Below are 26,409 nucleotides of genomic sequence, written 5' to 3'. Positions count from 1 at the left end.
CGCATGTTGAACAATGTTCCGGCCGGGGGTTCGGACGTGCGCGACTCGCGCGGCCGGAAGCTCGCCGATGCGGCCCTGTACCTGGTCACCGATGCTCGCCGCCACATTGACCCGGGTTTCGGCGAGTTGGCGCGGTTCGCGGATGCGGCGCTGGCGGCGGGGGTGGACATCATCCAGCTGCGCGACAAGGGCTCGGCCGGCGAGCGGGAGCTGGGGGCGATGGAGGCCGCGGAGGAGCTCGCGGCGCTGGCCGTCCTGCGCGAGGTCGCCGACGCCCACGGCAAGCTCCTGGCCGTCAACGATCGGGCGGACATCGCGGTCGCGGCCCGCGCCGACGTGCTGCACACCGGGCAGAAGGATCTGCCGGTCGCGGTGGCGCGCGAGCTGATCGGCCCGGACATGTTGCTGGGCAAGTCCTGCAACACTCCGGAGCAGGTCGATGCGGCGTGCGGAGACCCGGATCTCGATTACTTCTGCACGGGCCCGGTGTGGGCCACGCCGACGAAGCCGGGGCGCAGGGCCGCCGGGCTGGATCTGGTCCGGCATGCGGCGGGCCGGTTGCTTGACGACGCCCACGCGCACCCGTTTTTCGCCATCGGCGGCATCGACGCCTCCAATGCGGGGGAGGTCGCGGCGGCGGGCGCGACGAAGCTCGTCGTGGTGCGCGCCCTGACGGCGGCCGCCGACGATGACGAATTGCGCGCGAATGCGGCGGCGCTGCGGGAGGCCGTGCGGTCATGAGCGGAGATGTTTCCCGCGACCCCCAGCGCGTGGCCGTCGTCGGAGCCGGAGTCATCGGTCTGGCCACCGCCTTTCGCCTGGCGCATGCCGGGCACCGCGTGAGCCTGCACGCGCCGAGCGCCGCGACCGGCCCGAGCTGGGTCGCCGGCGGCATGTTCGGCGCGTTCACCGAGGCGTGGCCGGGGGAGGAGGCCATGCTCCACCTCGGCGCGGAGTCGCTGAAGCGGTGGCTGCCGCTGCTGGAGGATCTGGAGGGCGTGCCGGCGGAGCAGTCGACGATCCTCACCGGCCGCGGCACGGTGCTCGCCGGCGTCGACGCCGCCGACGCCGCCGACGTCGAGTCCATCGCCGCGACCACCGAGGCCCACTACCCGGGCGCGCTGCGCCACGTCACGCGCCGCGAGCTGCGCGATCTCGAGCCCGCGCTGGCCCCGGTGCTGCGCGGCGCGGTGGTGTGCGAGGACGAGTGGAGCGTGGACAACCGGCGGTTGCTCTCGCAGCTCGGCGCCGCCTGCCGGAACCTCGGCGTCGATAGGTCCCTGGCCCCGGTCGCCGACGTCGACGAACTGCGCGAGAAAACCGGAGCCGACGTCGTCGTCGTCGCGGCGGGCGCGGGGTCGGCGGAGCTCATCGACGTGCCAATCCGGGAGGTCAAGGGGGAAGTGCTCCGGTTGCGGCAGCGCGGGTCGTCGGAAAGCGGGCCCGCACGCACCATCCGTGCCCGCGTCCACGGCCGACCCTGCTACCTGGTGCCCAGGAGCTGGGGGCTTGCCGTCGGCGCGACGGAGTACGAGCACGGGCACGAAATCGAGGCGACCGCGGGCGGTACCCGGATGCTTCTCGACGATGCCGCGCTCGTGTTCCCCGGCATCGACGACTACGCGTTCGCCGAAGTCTCCGCCGGGCTGCGGCCGTACTCGCCGGACAACGCGCCCATGATCGGTGAGGTCCGTCCGGGGGTCGTCGCCGCCTGCGGCCACGGGCGCAACGGTATTCTTCTGGCCGCGGTCACCGCCGACGCCGTGAAGGGCATCGTCGAAGGCGAACCACTGCCGGAGGCCGCGAGCGCGGACCCCGACCGATTCCGCACACGATGAGCGAGAAGGACACAATGACCAGCACCGTTTCCGTCAACGGCGCCGACCGCGAGCTCGCGGCCGACGCCACCATCGCCGACGTCGTCGCCGAGATCGCCGGGGATGCCCGCGGCGTGGCCGTCGCCGTCGACGGCGTCGTCCTGCCGCGCGAGCGGTGGGAGGCCACCGTCGGGGAGCTCGAGCCGTCGGCCATCGACGTGCTCACCGCGGTCCAGGGGGGTTAGACGATGGCGGCGGCAGCCGAAACCACCACCGATCCGCTCGTCATCGCCGGCCGCGAGTTCGGCTCGCGGCTGATCATGGGCACCGGCGGGGCGGCGAATCAGGCGGTGCTGGGCGAGGCGCTGCGCGCGTCGGGCACCGAGTTGACCACCGTCGCCATGCGCCGCGTCGACGCAGGCGGCGGCACGGGCGTGCTGGGCCTGCTCCGGGAGCTGGGCATCGAGGCCCTGCCGAACACCGCCGGGTGCCGCACCGCCCGCGAGGCCGTGCTCACCGCGCGGCTGGCGCGCGAGGCGCTGGGGACGTCCTGGGTCAAGCTGGAAGTGATCGCCGACGACAGGACGTTGCTTCCCGACGCCCTCGAACTCGTCGACGCCGCCGAACAGCTGGTGGACGACGGATTCACCGTGCTGCCGTACACGAACGACGATCCGGCGCTGGCCAAGCGCCTGGAGGACATCGGCTGCGCGGCGGTCATGCCGCTGGCGGCGCCGATCGGCACCGGACAGGGCATCCTCAACGAACACAACCTGGGCATGATCGTCGAACGCGCCGGCGTGCCCGTCATCTGCGACGCGGGCATCGGCACGGCGTCGGATGCGGCGCGGGCGATGGAACTCGGCTGCTCGGCCGTGCTGCTGGCGACGGCCGTGACCCGGGCGAAGGACCCGGTGCTCATGGCCGCCGCGATGCGCGACGGCGTGGCCGCCGGACGGTTGGCGTACCGCGCCGGGCGGATCCCCAAGCGCTCGTGGGCGCTGGCGTCGTCGCCGGACTACGAGGATCTGGGCTAGGGGATTCGGGCTACGGGTTTTTGATTCTCGGAACCCGGGTGGCGCCTAGAACGTCTCGTGCCGGCGCTGGTGCTCCTCGACGAAGGTCTCGGAGTGCTCGGCGAGCTGCAGCAGCGGCTGGACGGCCTTGGCCAGGCGGCGGACATCATCCGGGCTCATGGTCAACACGATGCGCTCGATGATCTCGCCCCAGTGGCCGATCATCTGCTCCAGCAGCTCGGTGCCGGTGTCGGAGACGTAGAGGTCCTGGGCCCGGCGGTCGACGGCGTTGTGCTCGCGCTTGATCAGGTTGTTGTCGAGCAGGCGCCGCACGGTGGCCGACACGTTGGACGGCCGCAGGAACCGCAGCCGCGCGATGTCCGATACGCCGCAGCCGGGGTGGGTGGAAATGAAGTGCAGGACCTCCATCTCCGACTGCGAAATGTCGAGTCGCTGGTTGGGGCGTTCCCCGAGGCGACGGGTGGCGGCCAGGAAGTCGTACAACCCGATCGCGATGCGCCGGACGTTCTCCTTCGTCGCCGCGTCGAAGTCCGGGGTGAAGCCGGGGTTCTCGGCGGAGGAAGCGGAAACCATGGTGTACCTTCCTTTCTCGGGTCCGGGGGCCGCCGCGGGAATGCTGCGGGGTCCGGAATAGTCCCTCAACTATATATTCAGTGTAGAAAGTCGTGTGTTACATGCGTGCGGAAATCTCCGGGAAAAACACCGGCGTCCCCCTGCCCCTCCTCGCCGCGCTGGCGCTGGCGACGATGGCGGGACCGCTGTCGATCGACACCTACCTGCCCGCCTTCCCGCTCATGGCCGACGACCTCGGCACCACGGAACCGGGCGTCCAGCTGACGTTGACGCTGTTCATGGCGGGCATGGCGCTGGGCCAGTTCTTCATCGGCCCGATGTCGGACTCGATGGGCCGCCGCCGTCTGCTGCTGGGCAGCCAGCTCATCGCCGCGGCCGCCGCCTTCGTCTGTGCCGTCTCCCCGGACATCTGGGTCATGTGGGGCGGCCGCCTGGTCCAGGGCATCGCGGGCGGCGCCGGCGTCGTCCTGGCGCGCGCGGTGGTCGCCGACTTGGCGGTGGGCAAGACCGCGGCACGGGCGTTCGCCCTGATGATGCTCATCAACGGCATCGCCCCGATCATGGCCCCGCTCATCGGCGCGGTGCTGCTGGTGCCCTTCGGCTGGCGCTCGATTTTCGTGTTCATGGGTCTGTTCAACGTTTTCGCCATGATCGTCCTGGCCCTGGTGGTCAAGGAATCGCTGCCGCCGGAAAACCGCAGCGCAGGCGGTCTGCGCGGCCTGTTCGGCGGCATCGCGGAGGTCGTGAAGATCCGCGGCTTCCTCGGCTACGTCATCGCGTTCTGGTTCAGCTTCGGCGCGATGTTCGCCTACATCTCCGGCTCACCGTTCGTCATGCAGGGCCAGCTCGGCCTGGGCGTCGGCACGTACTCGATGCTCTTCGCGGTGTCGTCGGCGATGATCGTGCTGGGTTCGGCCGTCAGCGCGCGGATGGTCAACACCATCGATCCGCGCCGGCTGTTGGCCTTCGGCATCCTGCTCATGCTCACGGCCTCGGTTCTTTTGCTTGTCGACGCCCTCCTCAACCCGACCGTGTGGGTCATCGTTCCGCTGCTGATGCTCGCCCTGTTCTCGATGGGCTTCATCATGGGCAACGCCACCGCACTGGCGACGGGCCTGGCCCGCCGCCGTGCGGGCGCGGCGTCGGCGATGCTCGGCGCCGGACAGTTCGTCGTCGCCGGCGCGATCTCGCCGATGGTCGGCCTCGGCGCCGACGCCGCGGCGACCATGGGCACCGTGATGACGTGCTCGGTGCTCGTGGCCCTCGCCGGTTACGTGTGGGGCGTCAAGCGGGAGAACTACACGTCGTAGTCGACGATGACGGGGGCGTGGTCGGACGCGCCCTTGCCCTTGCGCTCCTCGCGGTCGATGAACGCTCCCGTGACGGTCTCCGCCAGCGCGGGCGTGGCCAGTTGGAAATCGATGCGCATGCCCTGGCGCTTCTGGAACCGCAGCTGCTGGTAGTCCCAGTACGTCCACTGGTCCTCGGTGTGCTCGCGCGTCACGTCGCGGAAGCCCGCCTCCTGCAGCGCCTCGAACGCCGCGCGCTCCGGCGGGGTGACGTGCGTCTTGCCCTCGAAAAACGCCATGTCCCAGACGTCTTCATCGCGCGGCGCGATGTTGAAATCGCCGCCGATCATGGCCTTGTGCGCCGGATCGTCGTCAAGCGAAGCCTTGCCCGCATCCCGCAGGGCCTCCAGGAACCGCAGCTTGTAGTCGTAATGCGGGTCGCCGACCTCGCGGCCGTTGGGGACGTAGACGCTGTGGACGCGCACGCCGCCGCACGTCGCCGCGATATGGCGGGCCTCCGCGAGCTGCTCGACCTTCTGGTCCTTGGTGAACCCCGGCTGGCCGGGGAAGCCCGTGACCACGTCGTCGAGGCCGACGCGGGAAATGATGGCCACGCCGTTCCACTGGTTGAGGCCGTGGTGGGCGACCCGGTAGCCGAGCTCCTCGAAGCGCGCCGCGGGGAACTGATGGTCGCGGCACTTGGTCTCCTGCACGGCCAGGACGTCGACGTCGTGGCGCTCGAGCAGCCCGGCCATCCGCTCGAGACGGGTGCGGGCGGAATTGACGTTCCAGACGCAAATACGCATGCGGCAACCGTACCCGGCGGCGCGGGGGCCGGGAACAAACGCGGGGCGGCGGCCGTTGGACGGGGTGACAGAGGCGCGTGACAGAAAGGCGGTATCCGACATGCACGGCAGGCGAGTCCAGGTGGATCCGTTCACGTCCGCGAACCCGTACGAGGTCGACCCCTTCGCGCAGCAGCCCACGCCGGCACAGCCGCCCGCCCCGTTCGTGGCGCGGACGCCGGTGCCTGCGGACCACCCGCTGCTGGGCGTGCCCCGCAACCCGCACATCACGCCCGCGACGGCCGCCGCCGCCGAAGCGCTGGGCTACGACCCGGAAGCGGTGAATGCTCCGCTGATCAGGCGCCTCGGCGCGCTGTTCGTCGACGGCGCGATCTACGCCGGGCTGCTCGCCGTCCTGATGGTGCTGCTCGGCATCTTCGGCCCGCCGGACGCGTGGGCCGCCGGCGCCGTCGCCGCGCTCTTCGCCGGCCCCGCCGGTTTCTACGGTTACCGCGCCATGGGCGACGCGATCTTCGAGGGCTCGCCCGGCAAGCACGCCATGGGCCTGCGGATGGGCGGCCCCAACGGCCTGCCCGTCTCCGGCGGCGACGGCCTGCGCCGCAACCTGTGGATCCTGCCATCGATGGTCCCCGGCCTGGGGTGGATCGTCAGCCTGGCCATGATGGGCTGGATCGGCCTGAGCGCGGGAAGCGACCCGCTCGGCCGCGGAGGGCACGAGCGGGCCGTCGACACGCGCGTCACCGAGAAGGACTAGCCTCCCCGGCGCTACATGGCGCTCGGGTCGACGTTGATCGAGTCGACGACGCCGTCGCCGTCGAAGTCATGGTGGCGGGTGTCGAACTCCCCGTTGCCGGTGGTGTCGTACAGGATCGAGTCGGCCATGCCGTCGCCGTCGAAATCGTAGGCGCGGGCGTCGACCTCCCCGTCGCCGTCGAGGTCGAAGTCGATCTTGTTCACCAGCCCGTCGTTGTCGTAATCGGCGATGGTCACGTCGACGACGCCGTCGCCGTCGAGGTCCAGCTGGATCTCGTCGATGTCGCCGTCGCGGTTGAGGTCGGACTTGGTCACCACCTGCTCGGGGTCGACGGAGTCGGCGATGTCGTCGATCGAGCCGAACGGCAGCTTGCCGATCTCCTCGGCGGTGGGGGTGCCATCGGACGCGGGCGCCGGGTCGCGCGGCTGGTCCTTCGCGGGCTCGTCGCCGCGGACGTCGTCGATGAACTGGGTGAAGATGGTGTTGTCGGACATGGTTCCGGTTCCTCTCGGGGTGGGTCTCTGGTGTGTCGGGTGCAGCGCCTCTCTTGCGCTTCCTTCACCGATGAGATGCCCCGGCGGCCCGGAAAGTTCCCGTTCAAAAGAGTTTTTTCGCTTGACGACGCCCCTGCGCGCAAGAAACCCACGTTGCGCACAGGTGCTCGCGGTGGAACGCGAGCGACTGCGGGAAACGTGGGTTACCAGGGGGACGGAGAGCAGGGAAGGGGGCGGGCGTCGTCAAGCGGGAACTACGCGTCCAGCGAGCCCGCGCCCGGATCCACCGGGTCGCCGCCGCCGTAGTTCGGGTCCTCCTCGACGTTGTCGACGATGCCGTCGCCGTCGACGTCGGTGTAGCGGATGTCCGTGTAGCCGTCGAGGTCGCGGTCGATTTCCAGGGTGTCGATGTTGCCGTCGCCATCCGAGTCGGACCAGATGTGGTCGATGCGGCCGTCGCCGGAGGTGTCCACGTGGAGCTCGGAGAAGCCGTCGCCGACCGGCTCGCGCATCTCGGCGTCGACGATGCCGTCGCCGTCGAGGTCGAGCGACAGGGTGTCGACCACGCCGTCGCCGGTGGTGTCGGTCGCGGCGACGACCTCCGCGGCATCCAGGTCGATGGTGCCGTCGGGGCCGGTCACCTGGCCGTAGACGTCGTATTCGCCGGCGTCGGTGTTGGACACCTGGCCCGCATCGGAGGCCTGCTCGGGAGCCGGGGCCGGAGCCGGTGCCGCGGCCGGGGGAGCGGCGGCATCGGGGGCGGTGGAACCATCGGGGGCGCCGGAGCCATGCCCGTCCATGAAGGCGTCGACCTCTTCCTTGTTGGACAGCGTCGTGTCCAGGACGGCGTCGTCGGTGGTGTCGAACTGGATGGAATCCACCTCGCCGTCGCCGTCGATGTCCGTGACGATGGTGTCGATGTAACCGTCCTTGTCCAGGTCCAGCACGATCTGATCGACCTCGCCGTCGCCGTCGAGGTCCGAGGCGGACATGACGTCGGCGGCGGACTCCTCCAGCACCTCGTCGAGGCTGATGCCCAGGCCGGACTCGGGGGCGGGGGCCGGGGAATCCTCGGGGGCCGGGGCCGTCTTGTCCGTGTTCTGGTCCATGGTGTTCTCATCCATGTTCTGATCCGTCTCCTGGGGCGCGTTCTGGTTCTTGTCGGCGGTGCGGTCGTCGTTTCCGGACATGATGTCGTTCCTCTCGGGGCGTGTGTCGCGCGGTTGGCTTTCCGCGTTGGTCGACGATGTGATGCGCCGGGTGGCGCCGAATGTTCCCGTCCAAGCGAAATTATCCACGAACTGTTTTTCCGAGGTGACCCTTATGATTGCGGGGACCCACCGAAACGGCGACCGCCACGAAGGAAATCCGCATGACGACGACCCCCGCCGACGCGCGCGCCACCCTGCGCCGTGAAGTCGAGACCGCGGCGAAAACGCTGTCGTCGGCCCTGAAGATCCTCGACCGCTACGGCCACAAGGACGTGGCGGCGGCGATCCGGCGCACCTGGGGGGACACGGCGCTGCGAGGCACCGTCGTGGTCGTCGGCGAGGTCAAGCGGGGGAAGAGCTCGGTGATCAACGCCATCGCGGGCGCCCGGGACCTGCTGCCCGTCGACGTCGACGTGTGCACCTCCGCCCCGGTGCAGGTGCTGCGGTCGGAGGAGAACACCGACGTCATCGACCTGAACTTCGGTGACCGCATCGAACGGGCGCCGCTGTCGGAGCTGCGCGAATGGGCGACCATGAACGGCGCCCGCGTGGCCGATCCCGATACCCCGGAGCTGCCCACCGGCGTCACCGTGCGGGTGTCGGGTGAGCACGTGCCCAAGGCGCTGTTCATCGACACCCCGGGTGCCGGCGGCCTGGACCGGGCGGCCATCGACGTCGCGTTGGAACGCGCCCGCGGCGCCGGCGTGCTGCTCATGGTGTGCGACGCGACGACGCCGATCACCGCGCCCGAAATGGAGATCCTGGGCCGGGCGGCGCAGGCGGCGGGATCGGTCATCGTCGCCGTGACCAAGACCGACAAGAACCTGCGCCGGTGGCGCGCGATCGTCGACGACGACCGCCGGCTGATCCGCGAGCACCTGGGCCGCGACGTGCCCGTCATCGGCGTCTCCAGCCTGCGGGCCGTCGATGCCGCCGAAATGGAGGACCCGGAGCGCCGCGCCCGCGTCGAGCGGACCTCCGGGATCGCGGAGCTGCGCGGGCGCATCGCCGCGGAAATGGCCCGCGGTGCCCTGCTGTCCAAGGTCGCGGCGCTGTCGATGGCCGAAACCGCGCTGGAGGGCGTCGCCGCCACCATCGCCGCCGATCTCGCCGCCGTCGACCGCGCCGAAGAAGTGGTCCCCGAGCTGGAGGCGCGCCGCGACGAACTGCGCCGGCTGCGCGACCATGGCCAGGAATGGGAGCAGATCCTGGCGCGCAACATCACGGTCGCACGGCAATCGATCATGGCGGGCTTCGACGCCGAAACGGACCGCATCCGCGAGCAGTGGATCCGGACCATCAACTCCTCGGGCATGAAGGTGCTGCGTTCGAAGCCGCAGGTGTTCACTTCGCGCATCGAGGACGAACTGTCGGCGGCGGCGGAGACGGCCGTCAACCGCCAGCTGGAGGTGCTGCGCCGCGAGGCCAACGCCCTGTTCGGCGACGACCACGAATGGGAGGCCATGGCCGGCGCCGCGCTGATGAGCATCGCCCCCGGCGGTTCCGGCGACGGGCGGCACTCCGTCGCGTCGAAGACCGAGAACCTCATCGACCCGGGCATGGTGACGTTGGGCATCATTTCCGGGCCCGCCATCGCCTCGGCCGGCGGCGGTGCGCTGGCGGCGATGGGTCTGGCCACCATCGCGCTGCCCGCGGCGGTCATCGGCGGCGGCTGGCTGGGCGTCAACATGGCCTACCGGGCCATGCGCAACGGCAAGCAGCATCTGGTCACGTGGACCCGCGAAACGGTGGCGGCGCTGCGCATGAGCGTCAACCGCAACGTGGACACGCTGGTGACCACGGTGCGCACCGAAATCGTGCTGCGCTACCGAGCCCGGCTGCGGCGCGACGGCGACGAACTCAAACGGCGCATCGAAGACGCCCGCGCCGCCGCCCGGGCCTCCGAGGAGGAGCGCCGCCAAACGCTGGCGCGGCTGAACCGGAACAAGGAGATCGTGGCGAAGATCCGCGGGGACCTGGCCACGTCCGCGGGCACGTTGAGGGGAGTGGGGCGCTGATGGAGGACCGCGCGAACGTGAACGCCGAGACCATGGACCCCGTCACGCGGGAAATCGACCGGGCGCTGCACGCGCTGGCCTCCGGCGGCGGCGATCTGCCGGACCACGCCAACCGGCTGGGCGGGATCCTGTTCTCGCCGCCGCGGGTGCTGGTCGTCGGCAGGCTCAAGGCGGGCAAGTCGACGCTGGTCAACGCCCTGATCGGCGAGAACGTCGCGGCGACGGGCGCCCTGGAGACCACCAACGCCGTCACCGTCTTCCGCCACGGCGCCCCCTCGCGGGCGGAGGTCGTGGGCAACGACGGCCGCCGCAGCAGGGGAGTGCTCGACGACGGCGTGCTGGTCGACGTCGGCCGCCCCGTGCCGGAGGTCGCCTACGTCGACCGGTTCCTGCCGTCGGCGGCGGTGGAGCGGATGACCATCATCGACACCCCCGGCATCGCCACGCTGACGGTGGAGAACCGCGACGCCACCGAGCGTGCCCTCATCGACGGCTACGCCCAGACGCGCGAGGCGTCGGTGGACGCCGATGCCGCGGTGTTCCTGTTCGATTCGTCGCCGCGGATCGACGAACGCGAGTTCGTCGGCAAGCTCGGTTTCACGCCGCTGAACACCGTCGGCGTGCTGGCGCGCGCGGACTCCTTCGGCGAGGGGGCCTTCGGCCGGCGCGATCCGCTCGACCACGCCGAACGCTACTGCGGGGTGCTGCGCGGGCGTCTCGGTTCGCTGATGGGCGCCGTCGTGCCGGTGTCCGGCCTGATGGCGGAGTCGGCGGCGACGGGGCGGGTGACCGAGCCGGTGGCGCGCGCCGTCGCGGAACTGGGGCGGCTGGCCCCGGAGGATCTGGTCGAGGAGCTCGAATCCGCGTCCCCGGCCCTCATCGACGCGCAGTTGCGCGACCGGGCGCTGGATCTGCTCGGCGAGTACGGGGTGGTGCGCGGCGCGGGTATCGCGGGGCAGGGCGCGGTGGCGCTCAACGAGTGGCTGGAGGAGCGCTCCGGCATCGCCCGCCTGCGCCGCGTCCTGGAGGGCGGGTTGCTGCGCTACGCGGCGTTGGGCCGGGCGGCGCGATTGCTGCAGCAGCTGGAGCAGCTCGGTTATTCGCACCAGCTTTCCGCGCACGTGCGCCACATCCACGGGGTGCTGGCGAATCAGCCGGCGATGGTGCCGGTGATGCTCTTCACCGCCTACCGCGGGTTGGCGGCGACGTCGCCGAATTCCCCTCTGATGCCCATGCTTTACGACGCCTTGTCCGGCGGAAACGACGCCGAGCGGCTGGGGCTTCCGGCCGCCGCGGATCCGGCGCAGGTGTCCCGTCGGGCGCGGGAGATGTACGACGAGTTGCAGAGGATGACGCTTCTGGGACGATCCGCGGCGGAAGAAGACTCGCGAGTTCGCCTCATCGCGATGGTGTCGGCGCTGTTAAGCTGACCGGGTTGATGAGGCCCCCGAAAGGAACATGACCATGTCCGGTTGGCGATTGGCCATCGATTTCGGCACGTCGAACACTGCCGCCGCCCACCGCGCGGCCGGCGCCGGGCACGGCGGCCCGGCGGCGGAGGCGCTGGCGCTGTCGCACCACGGCAATCTGCTGCCGTCGGCGGTGTTCGCCGACGGCCAGGGCCTGCTGGTCGGCCATGTGGCCATGAACCAGGCGGAATCCCGCCCCGACGCGTTCCTGCCGGAGCCGAAGCGGGCCATCGGTTCGGAAACCGTGCTGTTGGCGGGCTCGCGCATGCCGGTGGTCGAGGTCGTCGCCGCGGTGATCGGGTCGGTGCTCGAGCGGGCGCGGCGTTTCGCGGGCGGGACCATGCCCGACGACGTCGTGCTGACGCACCCGGAGGGTTGGGGCCAGGCGGAGCTGGTGCGCCTGATCGAGGGCGCGGAGCGCGCCGGCATCGAGCGTCGCCGCCTGTCGCTGGTCTCCGAGCCGCGTGCCGCGACGTACTGGTACTCGTTCAAGCGGCCGCTGTCGCCGGGCCAAAAGGTCGCGGTGTTCGACCTCGGCGGCGGCACCCTCGACGTCGCGGTGCTGACCCCGGCCGCCGATGGGTCGCTGCAGGTCGTGGCGGCGCGCGGCGACAATTCGCTGGGCGGCCGCACCCTCGACGCCCGCATCCGTTCGTGGGTGGAGTCGGAGCTGGAGGAGAACGACACCGAGCTGCTGCGCGCGCTGCAGTCCGGTGCGACGGGGCCGTCGCTGTCCCTGGACCGGTCGATCAGGACGGCCAAGGAGGTCCTGTCGGAGGCTCCGCGGGCCACCATCACCGTGGCGGCCAAGGGCCGCGAGACCACGCTGATGCTCACCCGCGGCGAGTTCGAGGAGCTGATCAAGCCCGACATCGACCGTGCCCTGGACGTCACCCGCGCGACGATGCTCGACGCCGGACTGCGCCCCGACCCGTCGACGCCGCTGTACCTCACCGGCGGTTCCGCCCGCGTCCCCTACGTCCAGGACCGCCTGGGCGAGCTGTGCCAGGTGGCCACCCTCGACGACCCGAAGACCGTGGTCAGCCGCGGCGCCCTGATGGGGCCGACGCGCCGGGCCGATGACGTCGTCGCCGGCGTCACAACGTGGATCGCCCCCGACGCCATCGCGGCGGGCGCCGGCCCGATGGCGGTGTCGCCGATGCCGCCGGCCGGGCCGCACTCGTCGGCGCAGTCTCCGGCGCCGGCACAACCGCCGACTCAGCCCCAGCCGCAGCAGCAGTTCCAGCCCCAGCAGTTCCAGCAGTCGCAGCCGCAGATGTCGCAGCAGCCGTACCGCCCGGTGTCGAATCCCTACGGGCAGCAGCCCGGGCCGCAGAATGCCCAGCAGCACCAATCCCAGCCGCAGCAGTTCGCGGCGGTGCCCAGCTCCTCCGGCACCAAGTCCGGGAACTCGAAGACGCCGCTGATCGCCATCGGCGCGATCGCCGCGCTGCTACTGGTCGGAGGCATCGCCTGGGCCGCCATGTCCGGCGGCGACGAAGGCGGCGAAGGCAACGGCAACGGCGGTGGAACCTCCACGGGGGCGTCGGAAAGCACCTCCCCGGGGGACGATGGCGGCGTCGCCATGACCGGCGCACCGTGGCCGAACCCGATGCCTGGCCCGTCGGACTACAAGGAGGCCACGGCGGCCGTCGATGAGCGCCTGCCCGATGGCCTGACCGATGGCCTGCAGCAGTGCAGCGCCACGGATACGTCGTTGAGCATCGGAATGGGCGGCGAGCGGGTGCCCGGGTACCTGTGCGGCTACGAGTCCGACGTCGGAAACGGCCGGGGCCCGAACATCTTCGACGTGATGCCGAACCCCGACATCATCGAGGTGGTGCGCAGCGCCGGAAAGCGCTCCACCAGCGAGCTCGAGGAGCTGCTCAACGAGGACGGGAAGGCCATCTACCTCCACGACCGTGATTCGTTCGCGTACTTCTACTACGTCGACGACGCCGGCGGGTACGTGTACGAGTCCGGCCACTTCGAAACGGCCGACGACGCCCGGGCGTTCCTGCGGGACCGGGGCCTGATCTAGGCCTGATCCAGGCTCCCGGCCCGGGCCTTCGCCCGGTTCTTCGCCGAGCTTTTCGCTCAGCCGACGCCCGCCTCCACCAGCGCCGCCTTCAGTTTCGCGCGGCCGCGGTTGAGGCGGGTTTTCACCGTCGCCACGGCGACGCCCTGATGGTCGGCGATGTCCTGGTAGGTGAAGTCGGCGTATTCGCGCAGCACCACGGCCTCGCGGAACTCCGGCGGCAGCGCCGCCAGCGCGGAGCGGACCACGTCGACGGTGGTGACGCGTTCGGAGACGCCCGGCGCCCGGTCCACCTCGTCGTCGCCGGCATCGGCGTCGGGGGTGTCGCGGCGCTTGCGCACCAGCATCAGGGCCGCGTTGGCGGCGATGCGGTGCATCCAGGTGGAAAACCGCGCGTGGCCCTCGAACCGCTCGAGATTGCGCCACCCGGCGATGAGCGCGTCCTGCAGCGCGTCCTCGGCGTCCTGCCGGTGCGACGTGATGGACAGGCACACGGCCCACAGGTGATCGCGGTGCGGAGCCACCAATTCCCGGAACGCCCCCGAATCGCCCTCGCGGGCGCGGGCCACCAGGTCGAGTTCCACATCGCGGTCGCGGCTCATGGGCGGGTCACCACTCCATTTCGGGGTCGGCTTCGCCGATGCTCGACGACGGATCGGCCACCCCATCGTCCACAGTGCCCGCGCCGAAACCGTCGAGGTCGTCGGCGTGGGGCGCGGCCGTCGGGTCGTCGGTCAGGTCGCCGGGCAGATCATCGGGGAGGTCACCGGCGAAATCGTCGAGGTCGCCGTAACCATTGCCGGCGGGTGAATCATCGGCGGTGACGGGCGAATCATCGGCGGGGGAGTCGAGGGGGTCGTCGGCGTCGTCGGCCAGGGCGATGGAATCGAGGTCGTCGTCGGCCATCGCATCGGCGGGGGAGTCGGCTGGCACGATCGAATCGTCGACGTCGTGGGCGTCGGCGCTGACGGCGTAGTCCAGCAGCCCGTCGAAGACGTCGTCGTCGAGGTGCATCGGCGCGGTCTCGGCCAGATTCAGATCCGGATGGTTGTCGTCGAACATGGCACCTCCCTTTCTGGTGGGGGATTATTCCATGGTCCGCGCCCGGAGGGAACGCGGTTCATGGCCTGTCGCCGGTGAGATGCGGCGGGAACGCGGAATGTTCCCGCCTCACCCGTTCCACACCGCGTAGCGGTGGCGGTGGTGCTCGGTGAACCCGAGGCTGCGGTACAGGGCGACGCCGGCGTCGTTGCCCGATACGACCTGCAGGTAGCACTCGTCGGCGCCGTTGGCCGCGCCCCAATGCATCATGTGCAGGCCCATCAGCGTGCCCAGGCCGCGGCGGCGGAGGTCCGGGGCGACCTCTACGGCGGAAAAGCCCAGCCAGCGCCGGCTGTCGCCGGATTCGGTGAGGGTGCCGCGGGTGATGGCGACGGTGCGGGATTCCCCCGCTTCGCCGTCGACGACCAGCCGCCCGAAGGACATCCGGCCGTCGATGTCCTCGCGCAGCAGCTGCAGCGCCCGGCGGGGCAGGGCCTTGCCGCGGAAGTGGTACAGGTCCAGCCAGGCCTCGTCGGGCTGGTCGAGGACCTCGGCCCGGATGCCCGGCAGCGACTCCGGCGCGGTGGGCTCCGGCAGGTCGGCGGCCGAGCGCGTCATGACGATGATGTCCGGCCCGATTTCCCAGCCCTCGCCCGCCACCAGCTGCTCGGCGGGCCGGCAGATGCGGTCGGGCACGGCGATGCGCACCGGCAGATCATGCCGGGCGTAGAAGGCGCGGATGTCGTCGAGCGGCACCGGCGACGTCCCCGCGCCCGGGCCGATGGGCAGCGCCGAATTGGACCGCTCGGTGATGCCGTCGCCGGCTCGCATCAGCCACTGGCCCGCCCACGTGTGCTCGATGCCTGGAAACGCCTTCGCCGTGGCGGTTTCCACCGCGCGGATGTCGGAGTTGCGCACCACCTGGTCCGGCAGCGCCTTGACCACCAGGACCTTGTACGGGGTGAAGTCGATCGCGCCCGGTTCCTCGCCGGGGCCGGAGTGGCTTTTCGACGACGGTCGCACGATCAGCGGATCCAGCGACTCCACGTGGCCGATGACGTCGGTGACCTTCTTGCCCGACGCGGCGGCCTCCTCGGCCGTCAGCTCGCGGCGCACGATGACGCGGCGGCCCACCGCCACGTCGCCGACGCCCCAGCGGGAAGTGGGCAGGCCCGGTTGTTCCGGGTATTCGGGAAGGCTCACGCGTCGTCCTCCCGACCCTTGTCCAGCGAATCCGGCTCGTCGTGGCCGAAGGGATCCTCGTCGACGCCGGGCGTCCATGTAATGCCCGCGACCGTCCATCCCTCGTGCTTGATCTCCTTCTTCGCCCGGCGCTTCCACCGGCCCGTCAGCACGTCGGTGTACAGGAAACCGTCGAGGTGGCCGACCTCGTGCTGCAGGCAGCGGGCCAGCAGGCCGGTGCCGACGACCGTGACGGGCTCCCCGTTTTCATCCAATCCGGACACCGTGGCGTGGGTGGCGCGGGCCGTCGGAAAGCTCAGTCCCGGGACGGACAGGCAGCCCTCGTCGTCGGAACCGTCGTCCTCCGGCATGCCCTTGGGGATCTCCGAGGTGTCCAGCACCGGGTTGATCACGCAGCCGCGGCGGAACTCGCCCGACTCGTCCGGGCAGTCGTAGACGAACAGGCGCAGATCGACGCCCACCTGATTGGCGGCCAGGCCGACGCCGTTGGCGGCGTCCATGGTCTCGTACATGTCGGCGATCAGCTCCGACAGCTCCGACACGTCGCCGGTGACGGGGCGGGTCGGATTGTGCAGGACGGGATCGCCGCAGACGACGATGGGCAGGATGGTCATGGGGAAATTCTACGCGGCGGGTTCCGGCCGCCCGGACGCCCCGTGCTTTAGTGGAGGGATGGACGGGGACGACAGGGACGGGACCAGCGCCGCCGAGGATTTCCTCCGCCGCGCGCTGGCCTTCGAGCGCCGGTGGTCGGCGAGCGTGCGGCGCGGGCCCAGGCAGGCCGGACGCCGCGAGGAGGCGATCCGCGCCGAGTTCGGCATGGGCGCCGTGCGGTACCACCAGCGCCTGAACCTGCTGTTGGACACCGCAGAGGCGGAGGCCGCGGACCCCGTCACCGTGCACAGGTTGCAGAGGCTTCGCGACGGGTCGGCGTAGGCCAGGCGGAGGGGCCGGTAGAGGAGCCGACAAATGGTTCGACGGAGGCTCCGGCAGAGGGGCCGGCGGAGCATGTCTCAACCTCTACTTAACAGTTAGGGGCGTTGGTCGTTACGATGGGGGCGTGACCGACGTACATGACCAGAGCAACTTCCCCCGCCCCGGCCGCCACCGCAGCGCCGACGACAGGGTTGACGCCCCCGTCGACGACGACTTCCGCGACGATTACCGCGACGACCGCCGCGAGGCCGCCCCCGCCGACTCCGGCGGTGGGATGCCCCTGCGCGGCCTGGCCATGATCTGCATCTTCATCGGCGTCTGCCTGATGGGCTGGGGCCTCTACGCCTGGAGCTCCGGCAACGACGGCTCCGGCTCCGCCGACGGTGCGGGCGACGGCTCCGGCACCGTGGCCGAGGCCCCCGCCGACGGCGCGGGCGACCGTCCCGCCGGCGAGCAGCCCGCAGTCGCCCCCGGCGGCAACGCCGACGGCCGCCCCGACGCCGAGGCCCCCGCCGCACCGCCCGCCGCCGGCGAGGGTGCCGACGGTGCCACCGGCGATGGCGAGGTCCGCCGCGCGGACTTCCGCGTCACCGTCCTGAACAACTCCCCGGAGCAGGGCCTCGCGGCCGAGGTCTCCGAGCGCCTGGGTGGCGAAGGTTGGGGCCGCGGCGAAACCGGCAACGCCCCCGAGGGACAGTTCGGCGTCTGGCCGGCGACTACCGTCGTCTACACCCCGGGCAACGCCGCGGAGAAGGCCGCCGCCGAGGAAATCGCCCGCGACAACGGCTGGGCCGTCGAGGCCCGCGACGAGCGTCTCGCCGACGCTCCGGGCGGGGTCGTGGTGGTCACCGCGGTCGATGCCCGACGCTGATATCCGCCCAGCCCCCTAGTAGTCTGTTCACGCCCGGCCGCCCTCGCGCGCCGGGCGTCGACGCACCGAAATGATGGAGAACCCCCACGCCATGAAGCCCCGCACCAGCCGCACCGCCCCCGCCCTCATCGCACTGGCCGCGTCGGCGCTGGCACTGGCGGCGTGCGGCGCCGACGGCGAGGGCGGCGGCGACGGCGGGGAAGCGACCACCTCCACTGCCGCGGTCAGCGTCGACCCCGACGCCCCCGAGCTCGAGGACCGCGAGGGCTCCTACAACTTCCTGCGGCTCGACGACGACGGCCGCTCCCACATCCTCGGCCACGTCAAGGTCCTCTCCGCCGACGGTTGGCTGGGCCTGGCCGACGAGGACATCGCCTTCACCGCCCTCGACGACGGCGAGTACCGCGTCATCGCCCGCGGCGCCTCCGGATGCCCCGGCGTCGGCGAAGACACCGACGAGGGCCTCGGCGTCATCGGCGAAATCCACGCCGCCGACGGCGCCGCCAAGGTCTGGGGCACGCCCGTCGAGGCCGACATCGATTCCTTCTCCACCGTCGTCCTCGCCGACTCCGACGACACCGTCCTGTCCTGCGGCAAGAGCGTCAACTGGACCGAACCGTCCACCTCCTCGTCCTCCGCCACCACTTCGACGTAGGCCACCCCGGCGGCCGCCACGCCGGCCCCGTCGTAAAGCGAAATGGGCCCCCACCCGCCCGGGTCGCACCCCCGGCACACCTCTCCGTGTGATGAAATGGGCCAATGACCGAAGAATTCGCCGGCTCGCCCCGACACACGCTGGGAGTGGAATGGGAGGTCGCGTTCGTCGACCGCGACACCCGCCACCTCGTGCCGTGCGCGGCCGAAGCGCTCGAAATCATCGAGCGCGACCACCCGGACCACCGCATCCAGCGCGAATTCCTCGCCAACACCCTCGAACTGGTCACCGGCGTCCACGACACCGTGCCCGACGCGATGGAGGACCTCGGCGAACAGCTGGAGATGATCCGCACCGCCGCCGGCGAACTCGGCGTCGACGTGTGGTCCTCCGGATCGCACCCCTTCTCCCGCGGCACCGGGCAGCGCGTCAGCGAAAAGACCTCCTACTCGGAGATCATCAACCGCACCCAGTGGTGGGGCCGGCAGATGATCATCTGGGGCATCCACGTCCACGTCGGCGTGCGGTCCGCCGACCGCGTCTGGCCCATCATCAACGCGTTGCTGGTCAACCTGCCGCACATGCTCGCCCTGTCGGCGTCGTCGCCCGCCTGGAACGGCGAAGACACCGGCTACGCCTCCAACCGCACCCTGCTGTACCGCCAGCTGCCCACCGCCGGGCTGCCGCCGGACGTGCGCGACTGGGAATCCTGGCAGGCGTACATGGCCGACCAGTGGAAATCCGGCGTCATCAACCACACCGGCTCCATGCACATCGACATCCGCCCGGCGTCGAAGTACGGGACCATCGAGGTGCGCGTCGCCGACGCGGTGTCCAACACCCGCGAGCTCGCCGCCATCGTCGCGCTGACCCACTGCCTGGTGGTGCATTACGACGACATGCTCGACCGCGGCGCCGACCTGCCCTCCATGCAGTACTGGCACAACGACGAAAACAAGTGGCGCGCCAGCCGATACGGCATGGACGCGCTGATCATCGTCGACCGCGACACCAACGAGCGCTGGGTCAAGGACGACCTGGAGGTTCTGCTGGTGACTCTCGCGCCCATCGCGGAGCGGTTGGGGTGCGCCGAGGAGCTCGACGGCGTGCGCGACATCATCCGCGGCGGGGCGGGGTACGAGCGCCAGCGCCGCGCCGCCGGCCGGGCGGGGGCGCTGCCGTCGCTGGCCGAAGAAGAGGACGTGCTCGCCGTCGAGGCCGAGCAGGGGCACAGCCCGTGGGTCGCGGCCGTGGACCTCGCCGTGCGCGAGATGGAGGCCGGCACCCCGCTGGAGGGGTAGGGGAGGGGCGGGGCGCCGTCGCCGGTTGCCGTTGTTCGCTGCCGTCGCCTTTCGCCGCTTATGACATTCCCGTGCCATATGGGTGCCACCGATTTTGCCGACCTGGGCAAACGCGTTCATCGACGCCGCGGTGGCATCTATATGGCACGAAACTCCGGTTTCGTCGGCGGGCCGTCGTAAAGCGAAAGCGGCGCCCGCGCCCCGCATACCGCTGCCTGCCCGCGCCTACTGCCGCGGCTCGAGCTCGTCGTCGCGGGACAGCGCGTCCCGGTCGATGAGCCCCTCCTTCTGTGACACGTGGCCCAGGCGGTTGCCGATGATCGGCGACGTCATCAGGGCGAACAGCATGATGAGCACCAGCATGCTCAGGTCGCCGTTGACGGTCACGCCACCGCCGCCGTTGGCGAAGATGTGCAGCACCGTGCCCAGCAGCGTCAGCGACAGGCCGAGCGTCTGCGGCTTCGTCGACGCGTGCATGCGGCCGATGGTGTCGCGGAAACGCGCCAATCCGATCGCCGTGGCCAGGCAGAACAACGCGCCCGCGAGGATGAGGGTGATGGAGATGATGTCCACGAAGAGCATCAGAAGTGATCCTCCTTCTGATCGACGTGCTTGAGGTCCTCCTGGCGGGCGGCCTCCTGGGCGGCGTCGCGCGACGCCTCGCGGGTCGCTTCCCGCGAACTGGCGCGGACCGTGACCTTCGGCCGCTTGTCCGGCACGCGGAAGCGCGCGACCGACAGCGAGGAAATGAAGCCGAGCAGCGCGATGACCAGCATCGCATACGCCACCGACGTGTCCATGGACCACGCGATGTACGCGGCGAGCATGCCCTGCGACATGGCGATCATGGACTCCAGGGACACCAGCCGATCCATCGAATTCGGCCCGGCGAGCAGGCGCCCCAGCGCGGTCAGCGCCGCGATGAAGTAGATGCCCGCGGCGACGCCCAGCAGCGTGGTGTAGATCTGCGGATCCATCAGTCCTCCTTCCGGACGTCGGGGGTGCCGGCCTCGGTGTGCGCGTCGGCTCGTGAATCGGCCTGAACATCGGCCTGCGCATCCGCCGCCACATCGTCCTGCACGTCCGCGTGGTCGTGGCCGAGGGGCACGGCGGCGGCCGCGTCCTCCTCGTGGATGTCGCGGCTTTCGAAGGCCCGGATCACCTGCCACTCCAGGCGCCCGAGCTGGCGGATGGTCTTGTCGATGCGCCCGGTCGACGAGCCGTCGAGCAGGTGCATGGTGACGGTCTTGCGGCGGTTGTCGATGTCGATGGCCAGGCCACCGGGCTGCAGGTTGATCAGGGCGATCGCCGACGCGAGCGACAGGTCGTCGCGGGTGCGCATGGGGATCTCGACCACGGCGCTGGGCGGCGGGTCCTGGCGGCGGACGGCAAGCCACGCGACGGTGAACGACGCGACGATGAAGTCGACGAAGAACGTGGCGAACAGCTTGATCATCGACGGCCAGTGGACGTCGATGTCGCTGACGGGCACGCGCGGCATGGGCACGAAGATCGAGATCAGCAGTCCGACGCCGATGCCGCCGAAGATGTTGGCCCAGGTGACCTCGCCCCACAGGAGCTGCCACATGACCACGATCCACAGGAAGAGGATGAACGAGGGCCGGCTCTTGCGGCGTTCCTCGCGCTTGTCGGGCTTTGCGACGCCCGCGTGGTTCTTGTCCGGGTTCATCGTTCCTCCTCCCGTTCGACGGAGTCGCCGCCGGCGCTGGGGTCGTCGGCGGGGTTGAGCGTGCGCCCCGGGTCGGGCAGCCCGCTCTGGTCGTCGGCGTTGCGCACGCCGAGCACGGCCGCGCGGTAGCCGGCGACGTCGGAGACGTTGGCGGCGGCGCGGTCGGAGACGATGGACAACGGGCCGGCGAGCACCGTGACGGCGACGGACGCGGCGACGAGGAAGACCGTCGGGGCGACCATGCCGAAGGGCATGCGGCCGACGTCCTCGCGCTCCTCGAGCGACACGACGCGGGTGTCCTCGCGCAGCGGCGAGACGCGCGCCAGGGCGGTGTCGCCCTCGGGGGCGTCGGAGCGGTCGCGCCAGAACGCCTTCGACCACACGATGACCATGGTGTACAGGGTCAGCAGCGAGGTGACCACGGCGCCGCCGACGAGCACCCACGCGGTGAGGGTGCCGGACTGCGCGCCGGCCTCGATGAGCATGATCTTGCCCAGGAACCCTGAGAACGGCGGGATGCCGCCCAGGTTCAGCGCGGGCACCAGGTACAGCAGCGCCAGCAGGGGAGAGGCCTTGGCCAGTCCGCCCAGTCTGCGCAGCGACGACGATCCGGCCTGGCGCTCGATCAGCCCGACCACCAGGAACAGCGCGGTCTGCACCAGAATGTGGTGGACCATGTAGAAGATCGCGCCGGACAGCCCGAGCTCGTTGCCCAGGGCGATGCCGAAGATCATGTATCCGATGTGCGACACCAGGGTGAACGACAGCAATCGTTTGATGTCGTTCTGGGCCATGGCGCCGAGGATGCCCATGATCATGGTGGCCAGGCCGGCCCACATGAGCACTTCGTCCAGCGCGCCGTCGGGGAACATCACCGACCGCGAGCGGATGATGGCGTACACGCCGACCTTCGTCAGCAGGCCCGCGAACACGGCGGTGACCATCGACGGGGCGGTGGGGTAGGAGTCCGGCAGCCACGACGACAGCGGGAACACGGCCGCCTTCACGGAGAACGCGACGAGCAGCACGGCGAAGATCGCGGTGCGGGTGCCCGACGGCAGCTCCTCCATGCGGATGGACACGTGCGCGAAGTTGACGGTGCCCACCGACGCGTAGACGAAGCCGATGGCCATGAGGAACACCATCGACGACAGCAGGTTGACCATCACGTAGCTCACGCCCGCGCGGATGCGCGACGCCGAGGCGCCCAGCGTCAGCAGCACGTAGGAGGCCAGCAGCAGCACCTCGAAACCCACGTACATGTTGAACAGGTCGCCGGCCAGGAAGGCCATGGACACGCCCATGTTCAGCAGCATGTACGTCGGCACGAACACGGAGATCGGGTCGTCGTCGTCGCCGTCGCGGATGCCCTGCCCGATGCCGAACCAGTGGACGGCGAAGAGCACGAGTTGGGAGACTGCGATCATGATCGTCGACAAGCCATCGGCGACGAGCGTGATGCCGATCGGCGAATTCCAGCCGCCCACCTGGACCGTGTGGATGCCGTTGTCCTGCACCAGGTACACCAGCCACACCGACAGGATCAGCAGCACGATCAGCGCGGCCATGCTCAGTACCTGCTGCACGCGCGGGCGCCGCGAGAACAGCAGCGCCAGGCCCGCGGTGACCGCCGGGATGAGCACCGGCATGGGGATGAGGAAGAGAATCAGTTGCTCAGTCGTCACCGGAATCGTCCTCCTCCACGGGCTTTTCGAAGCTCTCCGGCCCGAACCGGTCGCCGGCTTCCGTGGGACGGCCCGTGGTCGGGTCGTCGGAGCGGTCGTGGTCCGGGGCGGCCGACGGGTCGTCGGGCCTGCGCTTGGCGACGAACTGGTCCTCGCGGTCGTCCTGCACGTGGTCGCCGACGCGGTAGCGGTGCTGGCGGTACGCCAGCGCCAGCAGGAACGCCGCAACGCCCATGGTGATGACGATGGCCGTCAGGATGAACGCCTGCGGCAGCGGATCCGCGCCCTCGGCGTAGGGGATGGAATCGCGGCCCCAGATCGGCGGGTCGCCGGGACCGCCGCCGCCGATGAGGATGAGCAGGTTGATGCCGTTGCCCATCAGCAGGGCACCCATGAGCATCTTGGTCAGGGCACGGTCCAGGAACAGGTACACGCCCGTGGCGATGAGCACGGCCACCGTGGCCAGCAGCACGAAGTTGATGATCACTTCGCGGCCTCCTTCCCGGACTTGTAGCGGAACTGGCGCGTGCGCCCCAGCTTGGTCAGGGTGACGCGGCGGGAACGCGCGCGCTCGGCGCGGCGGTCCGTTTCGACGTCGATGCGGCCGCCGAGGCTGCGCAGGATGTAGGTGACCGTGCCGATGACGATGAGGTACACGCCGAGGTCGAACAGCAGCGGCGACACCAGGTGCATGTCGCCGATCAGCGGCACCTCCAGGTCGACGACCGCGCTGGCCAGGGGCGGCCAGCCGAGGATCATCGGCCAGAACACGGCGAGCGCCGCGGCGGCGAGGCCGGAGCCGAGCACCTTGTCGGTGGACCACGGGATGGTCTCCGCCAGCTCGTAGCGGCCGCCCGCCAGGTAGCGCAGGGTGATCGCCAGCGACGCCACCAGACCGCCGGCGAAACCGCCGCCGGGGGCGTTGTGGCCCGCGAAGAACAGGTACAGCGACAGCGCCATCATCGACGGGAACAGGAAGCGCGTGGCCACGACCACCATCAGCGGTCGGCGGCCTGCGTCGACCTTGGAGCCCGACGTGGTCAGCCAGCGCGGGTTGCGTTCCCGGCGGGTGCGGCGCGTGGTCACGCGCGGCAGGTTGTGCACGGTGTGCGTGCGGAACACCAGCGACGCGATGCCCACGGCCACGATGACCAGGACGGAGATCTCGCCGAAGGTGTCCCACGCGCGGATGTCCACGAGCAGGACGTTGACGGCGTTGGCGCCGTGGCCCTCGTCCAGCGCGATCTGCGGGATCGCCTCGGAAACCGGGTCCGACGACCGAGCGGCCATGGCGAAGGCGCCGACGACCGCGGCGGTGGCGCCGACGGCGACGGCGAGCCAGGCGCGGGCCCGTTCCAGGCCCGTGGGCTGGTTCGTGGTCTTCGCCGGCAGGGTGCGCAGCACCAGGACGAACACGACCATGGTGACCGTCTCGACCAGAAGCTGCGTCAGCGCCAGGTCCGGGGCACCGTACAGCGCGAACACCAGCGCCAGGCCGTAGCCCGTCACACCGACCATGATCACGCCGGACAGGCGGTTGCGCATCCGCGTGGCCGCCAGCGCCGCGATGATGATCAGCAGCGCCGCCGCTCCCTGCGGTGCGGTGCCCCACAGCTCCATGCGCAGGTCGTTGCGGCCGCCCATCACCAGCGCCGCGATGGGAAGGAGGATGAAGACGCCCAAAATCGTCGCCTCGGTCAACGGCAGCGAACCGCGCTGCGTCGCGGCGGTGACCCGCAGCGACAGGCGGCGGGCCATGTCCAGCACCCAGTCGTAGGCGTCGTCGGCGTCGCCGAGGGCGGGCTGCTCGAACTGCAGCTCGCGCACCAGCTTCCGCTGCCAATGCAAGATGAGGCCGGTCAGCAGGATCACGCCCGTCAGCAGCAGGGGAACGGTGAATCCGTGCCACAGGGCCAGGTACGAATCATCGCCGGAGTCCGGGAACGCCTGCGAAAGGTACGGCGTGATGGCGGCGTCGTAAAGCTTCGGTGCCAGACCCGTCACCAGGCCCGCACCCGCGAGGATCCACGCAGGGGCGAGCATCAGGCGGGACGGGGGCTGCATGTCGGCGACCGGCTGCGACACCCCGCCGCCCGACGCGTGCGACGACGGCTTCGTGGCGAACGCCGCGTGCATCAGATACAGCGAGTACGCGACGGTGAGGATCGAACCGACGACCAGACCGATGGCGGTGAACACGCCCGGCATGCCGCGCAGGGGCTCGGCGTCGAGCACGGCCTCCAGCGCGGCCTCCTTGGCCACGAACCCGAACAGCGGCGGCACGCCCGCCATCGACGCGGCGGCCAGGCCGGCGATGATGAACATCTGCGGGCGGCGTTCGCCCAGGCCCGACAACTGCCGCACGTCGCGGGTGCCGGTGGTGTGGTCGATGGCGCCGACGATCATGAACAGGGTCGCCTTGAACATCGCGTGGCCCAGGGTCAGGGCCAGGGCGGCGAGCATCGCCGCGCGGGTGCCGATGGACGTCACCGTGATGATGAAGCCCAGCTGCGACACGGTGCCGTAGGCCAGGACCAGCTTGAGGTCCTTCTGCCGCAGGGCCATCCAGCCGCCCATGACCATGGTCACCAGGCCCAGCGGGATGATGGCCAAATGCCACGTGTCCGTGGCACCGAAGGTCGGCGACAGGCGGGCGACCAGGAAGACGCCGGCCTTCACCATCGCCGCCGAATGCAGGAACGCCGACACCGGGGTAGGCGCGGCCATGGCGCCCGGCAGCCAGAAGTGGAACGGGGCGATGGCCGACTTGGTCAGCGCGCCGACCACCAGCAGGACCACGGCGGTGGCGATCGCCGGCGTGTGCAGCTGCTCCAGCGTCAGGGCGCCCGGCTCGGTCAGCGCCGAGAACTCCCAGTGCCCCGTGGTGTGGCCCATGAGCACGATGCCGACCAGCATGGCCAGGCCGCCCATGGTGGTCACAAGCAGCGCCTGTCCGGCGGAGCGGCGCGACGACGCGCGTTCGGCGTAGTAGCCGACCAACAGGAACGACAGCACGGACGTGATCTCCCAGAACACGTACATGAGCAGCATGTTGTCGGCCACGACCAGGCCGTACATGGCCGCGGCGAACAGCACCATCTGGGCCGCGAAAGAGCCCAGGCGGCGGCGTTGGCCGGCCGGCGGGTCGTGGAAGTATCCGCCGCAGTACACCAGGACGAGTACGCCGACGGTCAGCACCAGGGTGCCGAACAGCGATTCCAGCGGGCCCAGCCGGAGCATGATGTCCAAGTGGACGGCGGGCATCCACTCGTAGTGCTCGACGAGGGTCGGGTGCGCGGCCCCGGATTCGCCCAGCGCATGACGCACCAGATGCGAGCCGGTCCAGGCGGCACCCGCCGCAAGGGGGACGGCGAGCAACGGGAATCCGCGCCTGCCGAGCCGGCTAATCGTCCATGGTGCCAGCGCCGCGGTGGCGATGAGGAGGCACAGGAGGACGGTCACCTCTCCAATAATGCTGAAAAGGTGTACGTGTCCGCAACAAGGATCACCCTCGGCGAACG

At 70.5% G+C, this 26,409-nt stretch carries 27 protein-coding genes; 13 read left to right on the top strand and 14 right to left on the bottom strand.

The window, feature by feature from the left end; translation table 11 throughout:
• Positions 1-3: 3 nt before the first annotated feature.
• The 4 genes from thiE to CX1_RS06465 are packed head-to-tail and all read left to right on the top strand — an operon-like array spanning position 4 to position 2,854.
• The gene (gene thiE / locus CX1_RS06480; RefSeq protein ID WP_046649560.1) at positions 4-741 is read left to right on the top strand and encodes a thiamine phosphate synthase; all 738 of its coding nucleotides are present in this window, start codon (positions 4-6) and stop codon (positions 739-741) included.
• Positions 738-1,838 carry a glycine oxidase ThiO gene (gene thiO / locus CX1_RS06475; protein ID WP_060925425.1) on the top strand — a complete coding sequence of 367 codons (1,101 nt, stop codon included), beginning with the start codon at positions 738-740 and terminating at the stop codon, positions 1,836-1,838. Before thiE ends, thiO begins: the two co-directional genes overlap by 4 nt.
• 14 nt (positions 1,839-1,852) lie before the next feature.
• Positions 1,853-2,062 carry a sulfur carrier protein ThiS gene (thiS, locus tag CX1_RS06470; RefSeq protein WP_052753021.1) on the top strand — a complete coding sequence of 70 codons (210 nt, stop codon included), beginning with the start codon at positions 1,853-1,855 and terminating at the stop codon, positions 2,060-2,062.
• Positions 2,063-2,065: 3 nt separating this feature from the next.
• Positions 2,066-2,854 (top strand): thiazole synthase, encoded by a 789-nt coding sequence (locus CX1_RS06465; protein WP_060925424.1) that lies wholly within the window; start codon positions 2,066-2,068, stop codon positions 2,852-2,854.
• A 45-nt stretch (positions 2,855-2,899) separates the two neighbouring features.
• Here the strand turns inward: CX1_RS06465 and CX1_RS06460 are convergent, their stop codons facing one another.
• Positions 2,900-3,427, bottom strand: coding sequence for a MarR family winged helix-turn-helix transcriptional regulator (locus tag CX1_RS06460; protein ID WP_046649558.1), 528 nt, complete (start codon positions 3,425-3,427; stop codon positions 2,900-2,902).
• Positions 3,428-3,528: 101 nt separating this feature from the next.
• Here CX1_RS06460 and CX1_RS06455 point away from each other — a divergent pair, with 101 nt between their 5' ends.
• On the top strand, positions 3,529-4,737 hold the full coding sequence (locus tag CX1_RS06455; RefSeq protein WP_046649557.1) for a multidrug effflux MFS transporter: 1,209 nt from the start codon (positions 3,529-3,531) through the stop codon (positions 4,735-4,737).
• Here the strand turns inward: CX1_RS06455 and CX1_RS06450 are convergent.
• Positions 4,725-5,522 (bottom strand): exodeoxyribonuclease III, encoded by a 798-nt coding sequence (locus CX1_RS06450; RefSeq protein ID WP_046649556.1) that lies wholly within the window; start codon positions 5,520-5,522, stop codon positions 4,725-4,727. The genes CX1_RS06455 and CX1_RS06450 overlap by 13 nt on opposite strands.
• 100 nt (positions 5,523-5,622) lie before the next feature.
• Between CX1_RS06450 and CX1_RS06445 the strand changes: the two genes are divergently transcribed.
• Positions 5,623-6,276, top strand: coding sequence for an RDD family protein (locus CX1_RS06445; protein WP_160297995.1), 654 nt, complete (start codon positions 5,623-5,625; stop codon positions 6,274-6,276).
• Between the two features lie 11 nt (positions 6,277-6,287).
• Here CX1_RS06445 and CX1_RS06440 read toward each other — a convergent pair whose 3' ends face one another.
• Entirely contained in the window at positions 6,288-6,770 is a 483-nt protein-coding gene (locus tag CX1_RS06440) for a hypothetical protein (RefSeq protein WP_052753019.1), read from the bottom strand.
• 254 nt (positions 6,771-7,024) lie between these two features.
• A complete protein-coding gene (locus CX1_RS06435; RefSeq protein WP_052753018.1) occupies positions 7,025-7,960 on the bottom strand; it encodes a hypothetical protein in 936 nt (311 codons plus the stop codon).
• A 182-nt stretch (positions 7,961-8,142) separates the two neighbouring features.
• Between CX1_RS06435 and CX1_RS06430 the strand changes: the two genes are divergently transcribed.
• From CX1_RS06430 to CX1_RS06420, 3 genes are read left to right on the top strand one after another with little or no spacing between them, the layout of a single operon-like run.
• Positions 8,143-9,999: a dynamin family protein gene (locus tag CX1_RS06430; protein WP_046649574.1), complete on the top strand. Its 1,857-nt coding sequence runs from the start codon at positions 8,143-8,145 to the stop codon at positions 9,997-9,999.
• 17 nt (positions 10,000-10,016) lie between these two features.
• Positions 10,017-11,429 (top strand): dynamin family protein, encoded by a 1,413-nt coding sequence (locus CX1_RS06425; protein WP_255217644.1) that lies wholly within the window; start codon positions 10,017-10,019, stop codon positions 11,427-11,429.
• Positions 11,430-11,463: 34 nt separating this feature from the next.
• On the top strand, positions 11,464-13,509 hold the full coding sequence (locus CX1_RS06420; protein ID WP_146780710.1) for an Hsp70 family protein: 2,046 nt from the start codon (positions 11,464-11,466) through the stop codon (positions 13,507-13,509).
• Positions 13,510-13,565: 56 nt separating this feature from the next.
• On the opposite strand, the gene CX1_RS06415 is transcribed toward CX1_RS06420, so the two are convergent.
• From CX1_RS06415 to CX1_RS06400, 4 genes are all read right to left on the bottom strand, one after another.
• A complete protein-coding gene (locus CX1_RS06415; RefSeq protein WP_046649555.1) occupies positions 13,566-14,108 on the bottom strand; it encodes an RNA polymerase sigma factor in 543 nt (180 codons plus the stop codon).
• 7 nt (positions 14,109-14,115) lie between these two features.
• The gene (locus CX1_RS06410; RefSeq protein ID WP_046649554.1) at positions 14,116-14,568 is read right to left on the bottom strand and encodes a hypothetical protein; all 453 of its coding nucleotides are present in this window, start codon (positions 14,566-14,568) and stop codon (positions 14,116-14,118) included.
• A gap of 108 nt (positions 14,569-14,676) precedes the next feature.
• On the bottom strand, positions 14,677-15,750 hold the full coding sequence (locus CX1_RS06405) for an N-acetylglutamate synthase, CG3035 family (RefSeq protein ID WP_244465378.1): 1,074 nt from the start codon (positions 15,748-15,750) through the stop codon (positions 14,677-14,679).
• Positions 15,747-16,364: a peptide deformylase gene (locus CX1_RS06400; protein ID WP_046649553.1), complete on the bottom strand. Its 618-nt coding sequence runs from the start codon at positions 16,362-16,364 to the stop codon at positions 15,747-15,749. The genes CX1_RS06405 and CX1_RS06400 overlap by 4 nt, the downstream gene beginning before the upstream one ends.
• On the opposite strand from CX1_RS06400, the gene CX1_RS06395 reads away from it, so the two are divergent.
• From CX1_RS06395 to CX1_RS06380, 4 genes are all read left to right on the top strand, one after another.
• On the top strand, positions 16,363-16,686 hold the full coding sequence (locus CX1_RS06395) for a DUF3263 domain-containing protein (RefSeq protein ID WP_244465377.1): 324 nt from the start codon (positions 16,363-16,365) through the stop codon (positions 16,684-16,686). The genes CX1_RS06400 and CX1_RS06395 overlap by 2 nt on opposite strands.
• 124 nt (positions 16,687-16,810) lie before the next feature.
• Positions 16,811-17,557 (top strand): LytR C-terminal domain-containing protein, encoded by a 747-nt coding sequence (locus CX1_RS06390; protein ID WP_060925421.1) that lies wholly within the window; start codon positions 16,811-16,813, stop codon positions 17,555-17,557.
• Between the two features lie 91 nt (positions 17,558-17,648).
• Positions 17,649-18,212 carry a hypothetical protein gene (locus CX1_RS06385; protein ID WP_146780712.1) on the top strand — a complete coding sequence of 188 codons (564 nt, stop codon included), beginning with the start codon at positions 17,649-17,651 and terminating at the stop codon, positions 18,210-18,212.
• Positions 18,213-18,316: 104 nt separating this feature from the next.
• Positions 18,317-19,513 (top strand): glutamate--cysteine ligase, encoded by a 1,197-nt coding sequence (locus CX1_RS06380; protein WP_046650547.1) that lies wholly within the window; start codon positions 18,317-18,319, stop codon positions 19,511-19,513.
• Positions 19,514-19,738: 225 nt separating this feature from the next.
• Here CX1_RS06380 and CX1_RS06375 read toward each other — a convergent pair whose 3' ends face one another.
• The 6 genes from CX1_RS06375 to CX1_RS06350 are packed head-to-tail and all read right to left on the bottom strand — an operon-like array spanning position 19,739 to position 26,350.
• On the bottom strand, positions 19,739-20,095 hold the full coding sequence (locus CX1_RS06375) for a monovalent cation/H(+) antiporter subunit G (RefSeq protein ID WP_046650548.1): 357 nt from the start codon (positions 20,093-20,095) through the stop codon (positions 19,739-19,741).
• Positions 20,095-20,490 (bottom strand): monovalent cation/H+ antiporter complex subunit F, encoded by a 396-nt coding sequence (locus tag CX1_RS06370; protein ID WP_046650549.1) that lies wholly within the window; start codon positions 20,488-20,490, stop codon positions 20,095-20,097. Before CX1_RS06370 ends, CX1_RS06375 begins: the two co-directional genes overlap by 1 nt.
• Positions 20,490-21,203: a Na+/H+ antiporter subunit E gene (locus tag CX1_RS06365; RefSeq protein WP_052753217.1), complete on the bottom strand. Its 714-nt coding sequence runs from the start codon at positions 21,201-21,203 to the stop codon at positions 20,490-20,492. Before CX1_RS06365 ends, CX1_RS06370 begins: the two co-directional genes overlap by 1 nt.
• Positions 21,200-22,852, bottom strand: coding sequence for a Na+/H+ antiporter subunit D (locus CX1_RS06360; RefSeq protein ID WP_046650563.1), 1,653 nt, complete (start codon positions 22,850-22,852; stop codon positions 21,200-21,202). The genes CX1_RS06365 and CX1_RS06360 overlap by 4 nt, the downstream gene beginning before the upstream one ends.
• Positions 22,853-22,877: 25 nt before the next feature.
• On the bottom strand, positions 22,878-23,375 hold the full coding sequence (locus CX1_RS06355; RefSeq protein WP_046650550.1) for a Na(+)/H(+) antiporter subunit C: 498 nt from the start codon (positions 23,373-23,375) through the stop codon (positions 22,878-22,880).
• Positions 23,372-26,350 (bottom strand): Na+/H+ antiporter subunit A, encoded by a 2,979-nt coding sequence (locus CX1_RS06350; RefSeq protein ID WP_046650551.1) that lies wholly within the window; start codon positions 26,348-26,350, stop codon positions 23,372-23,374. Before CX1_RS06350 ends, CX1_RS06355 begins: the two co-directional genes overlap by 4 nt.
• Positions 26,351-26,409: the final 59 nt, after the last annotated feature.

Origin of the sequence: Corynebacterium xerosis NBRC 16721 = ATCC 373, assembly GCF_001552415.1 — a bacterium.
GTDB lineage: Bacteria > Actinomycetota > Actinomycetes > Mycobacteriales > Mycobacteriaceae > Corynebacterium > Corynebacterium xerosis.
The sequence above is the reverse complement of the archived record's forward strand: the minus strand, read 5'-3'. Positions and strand labels throughout refer to the sequence as shown.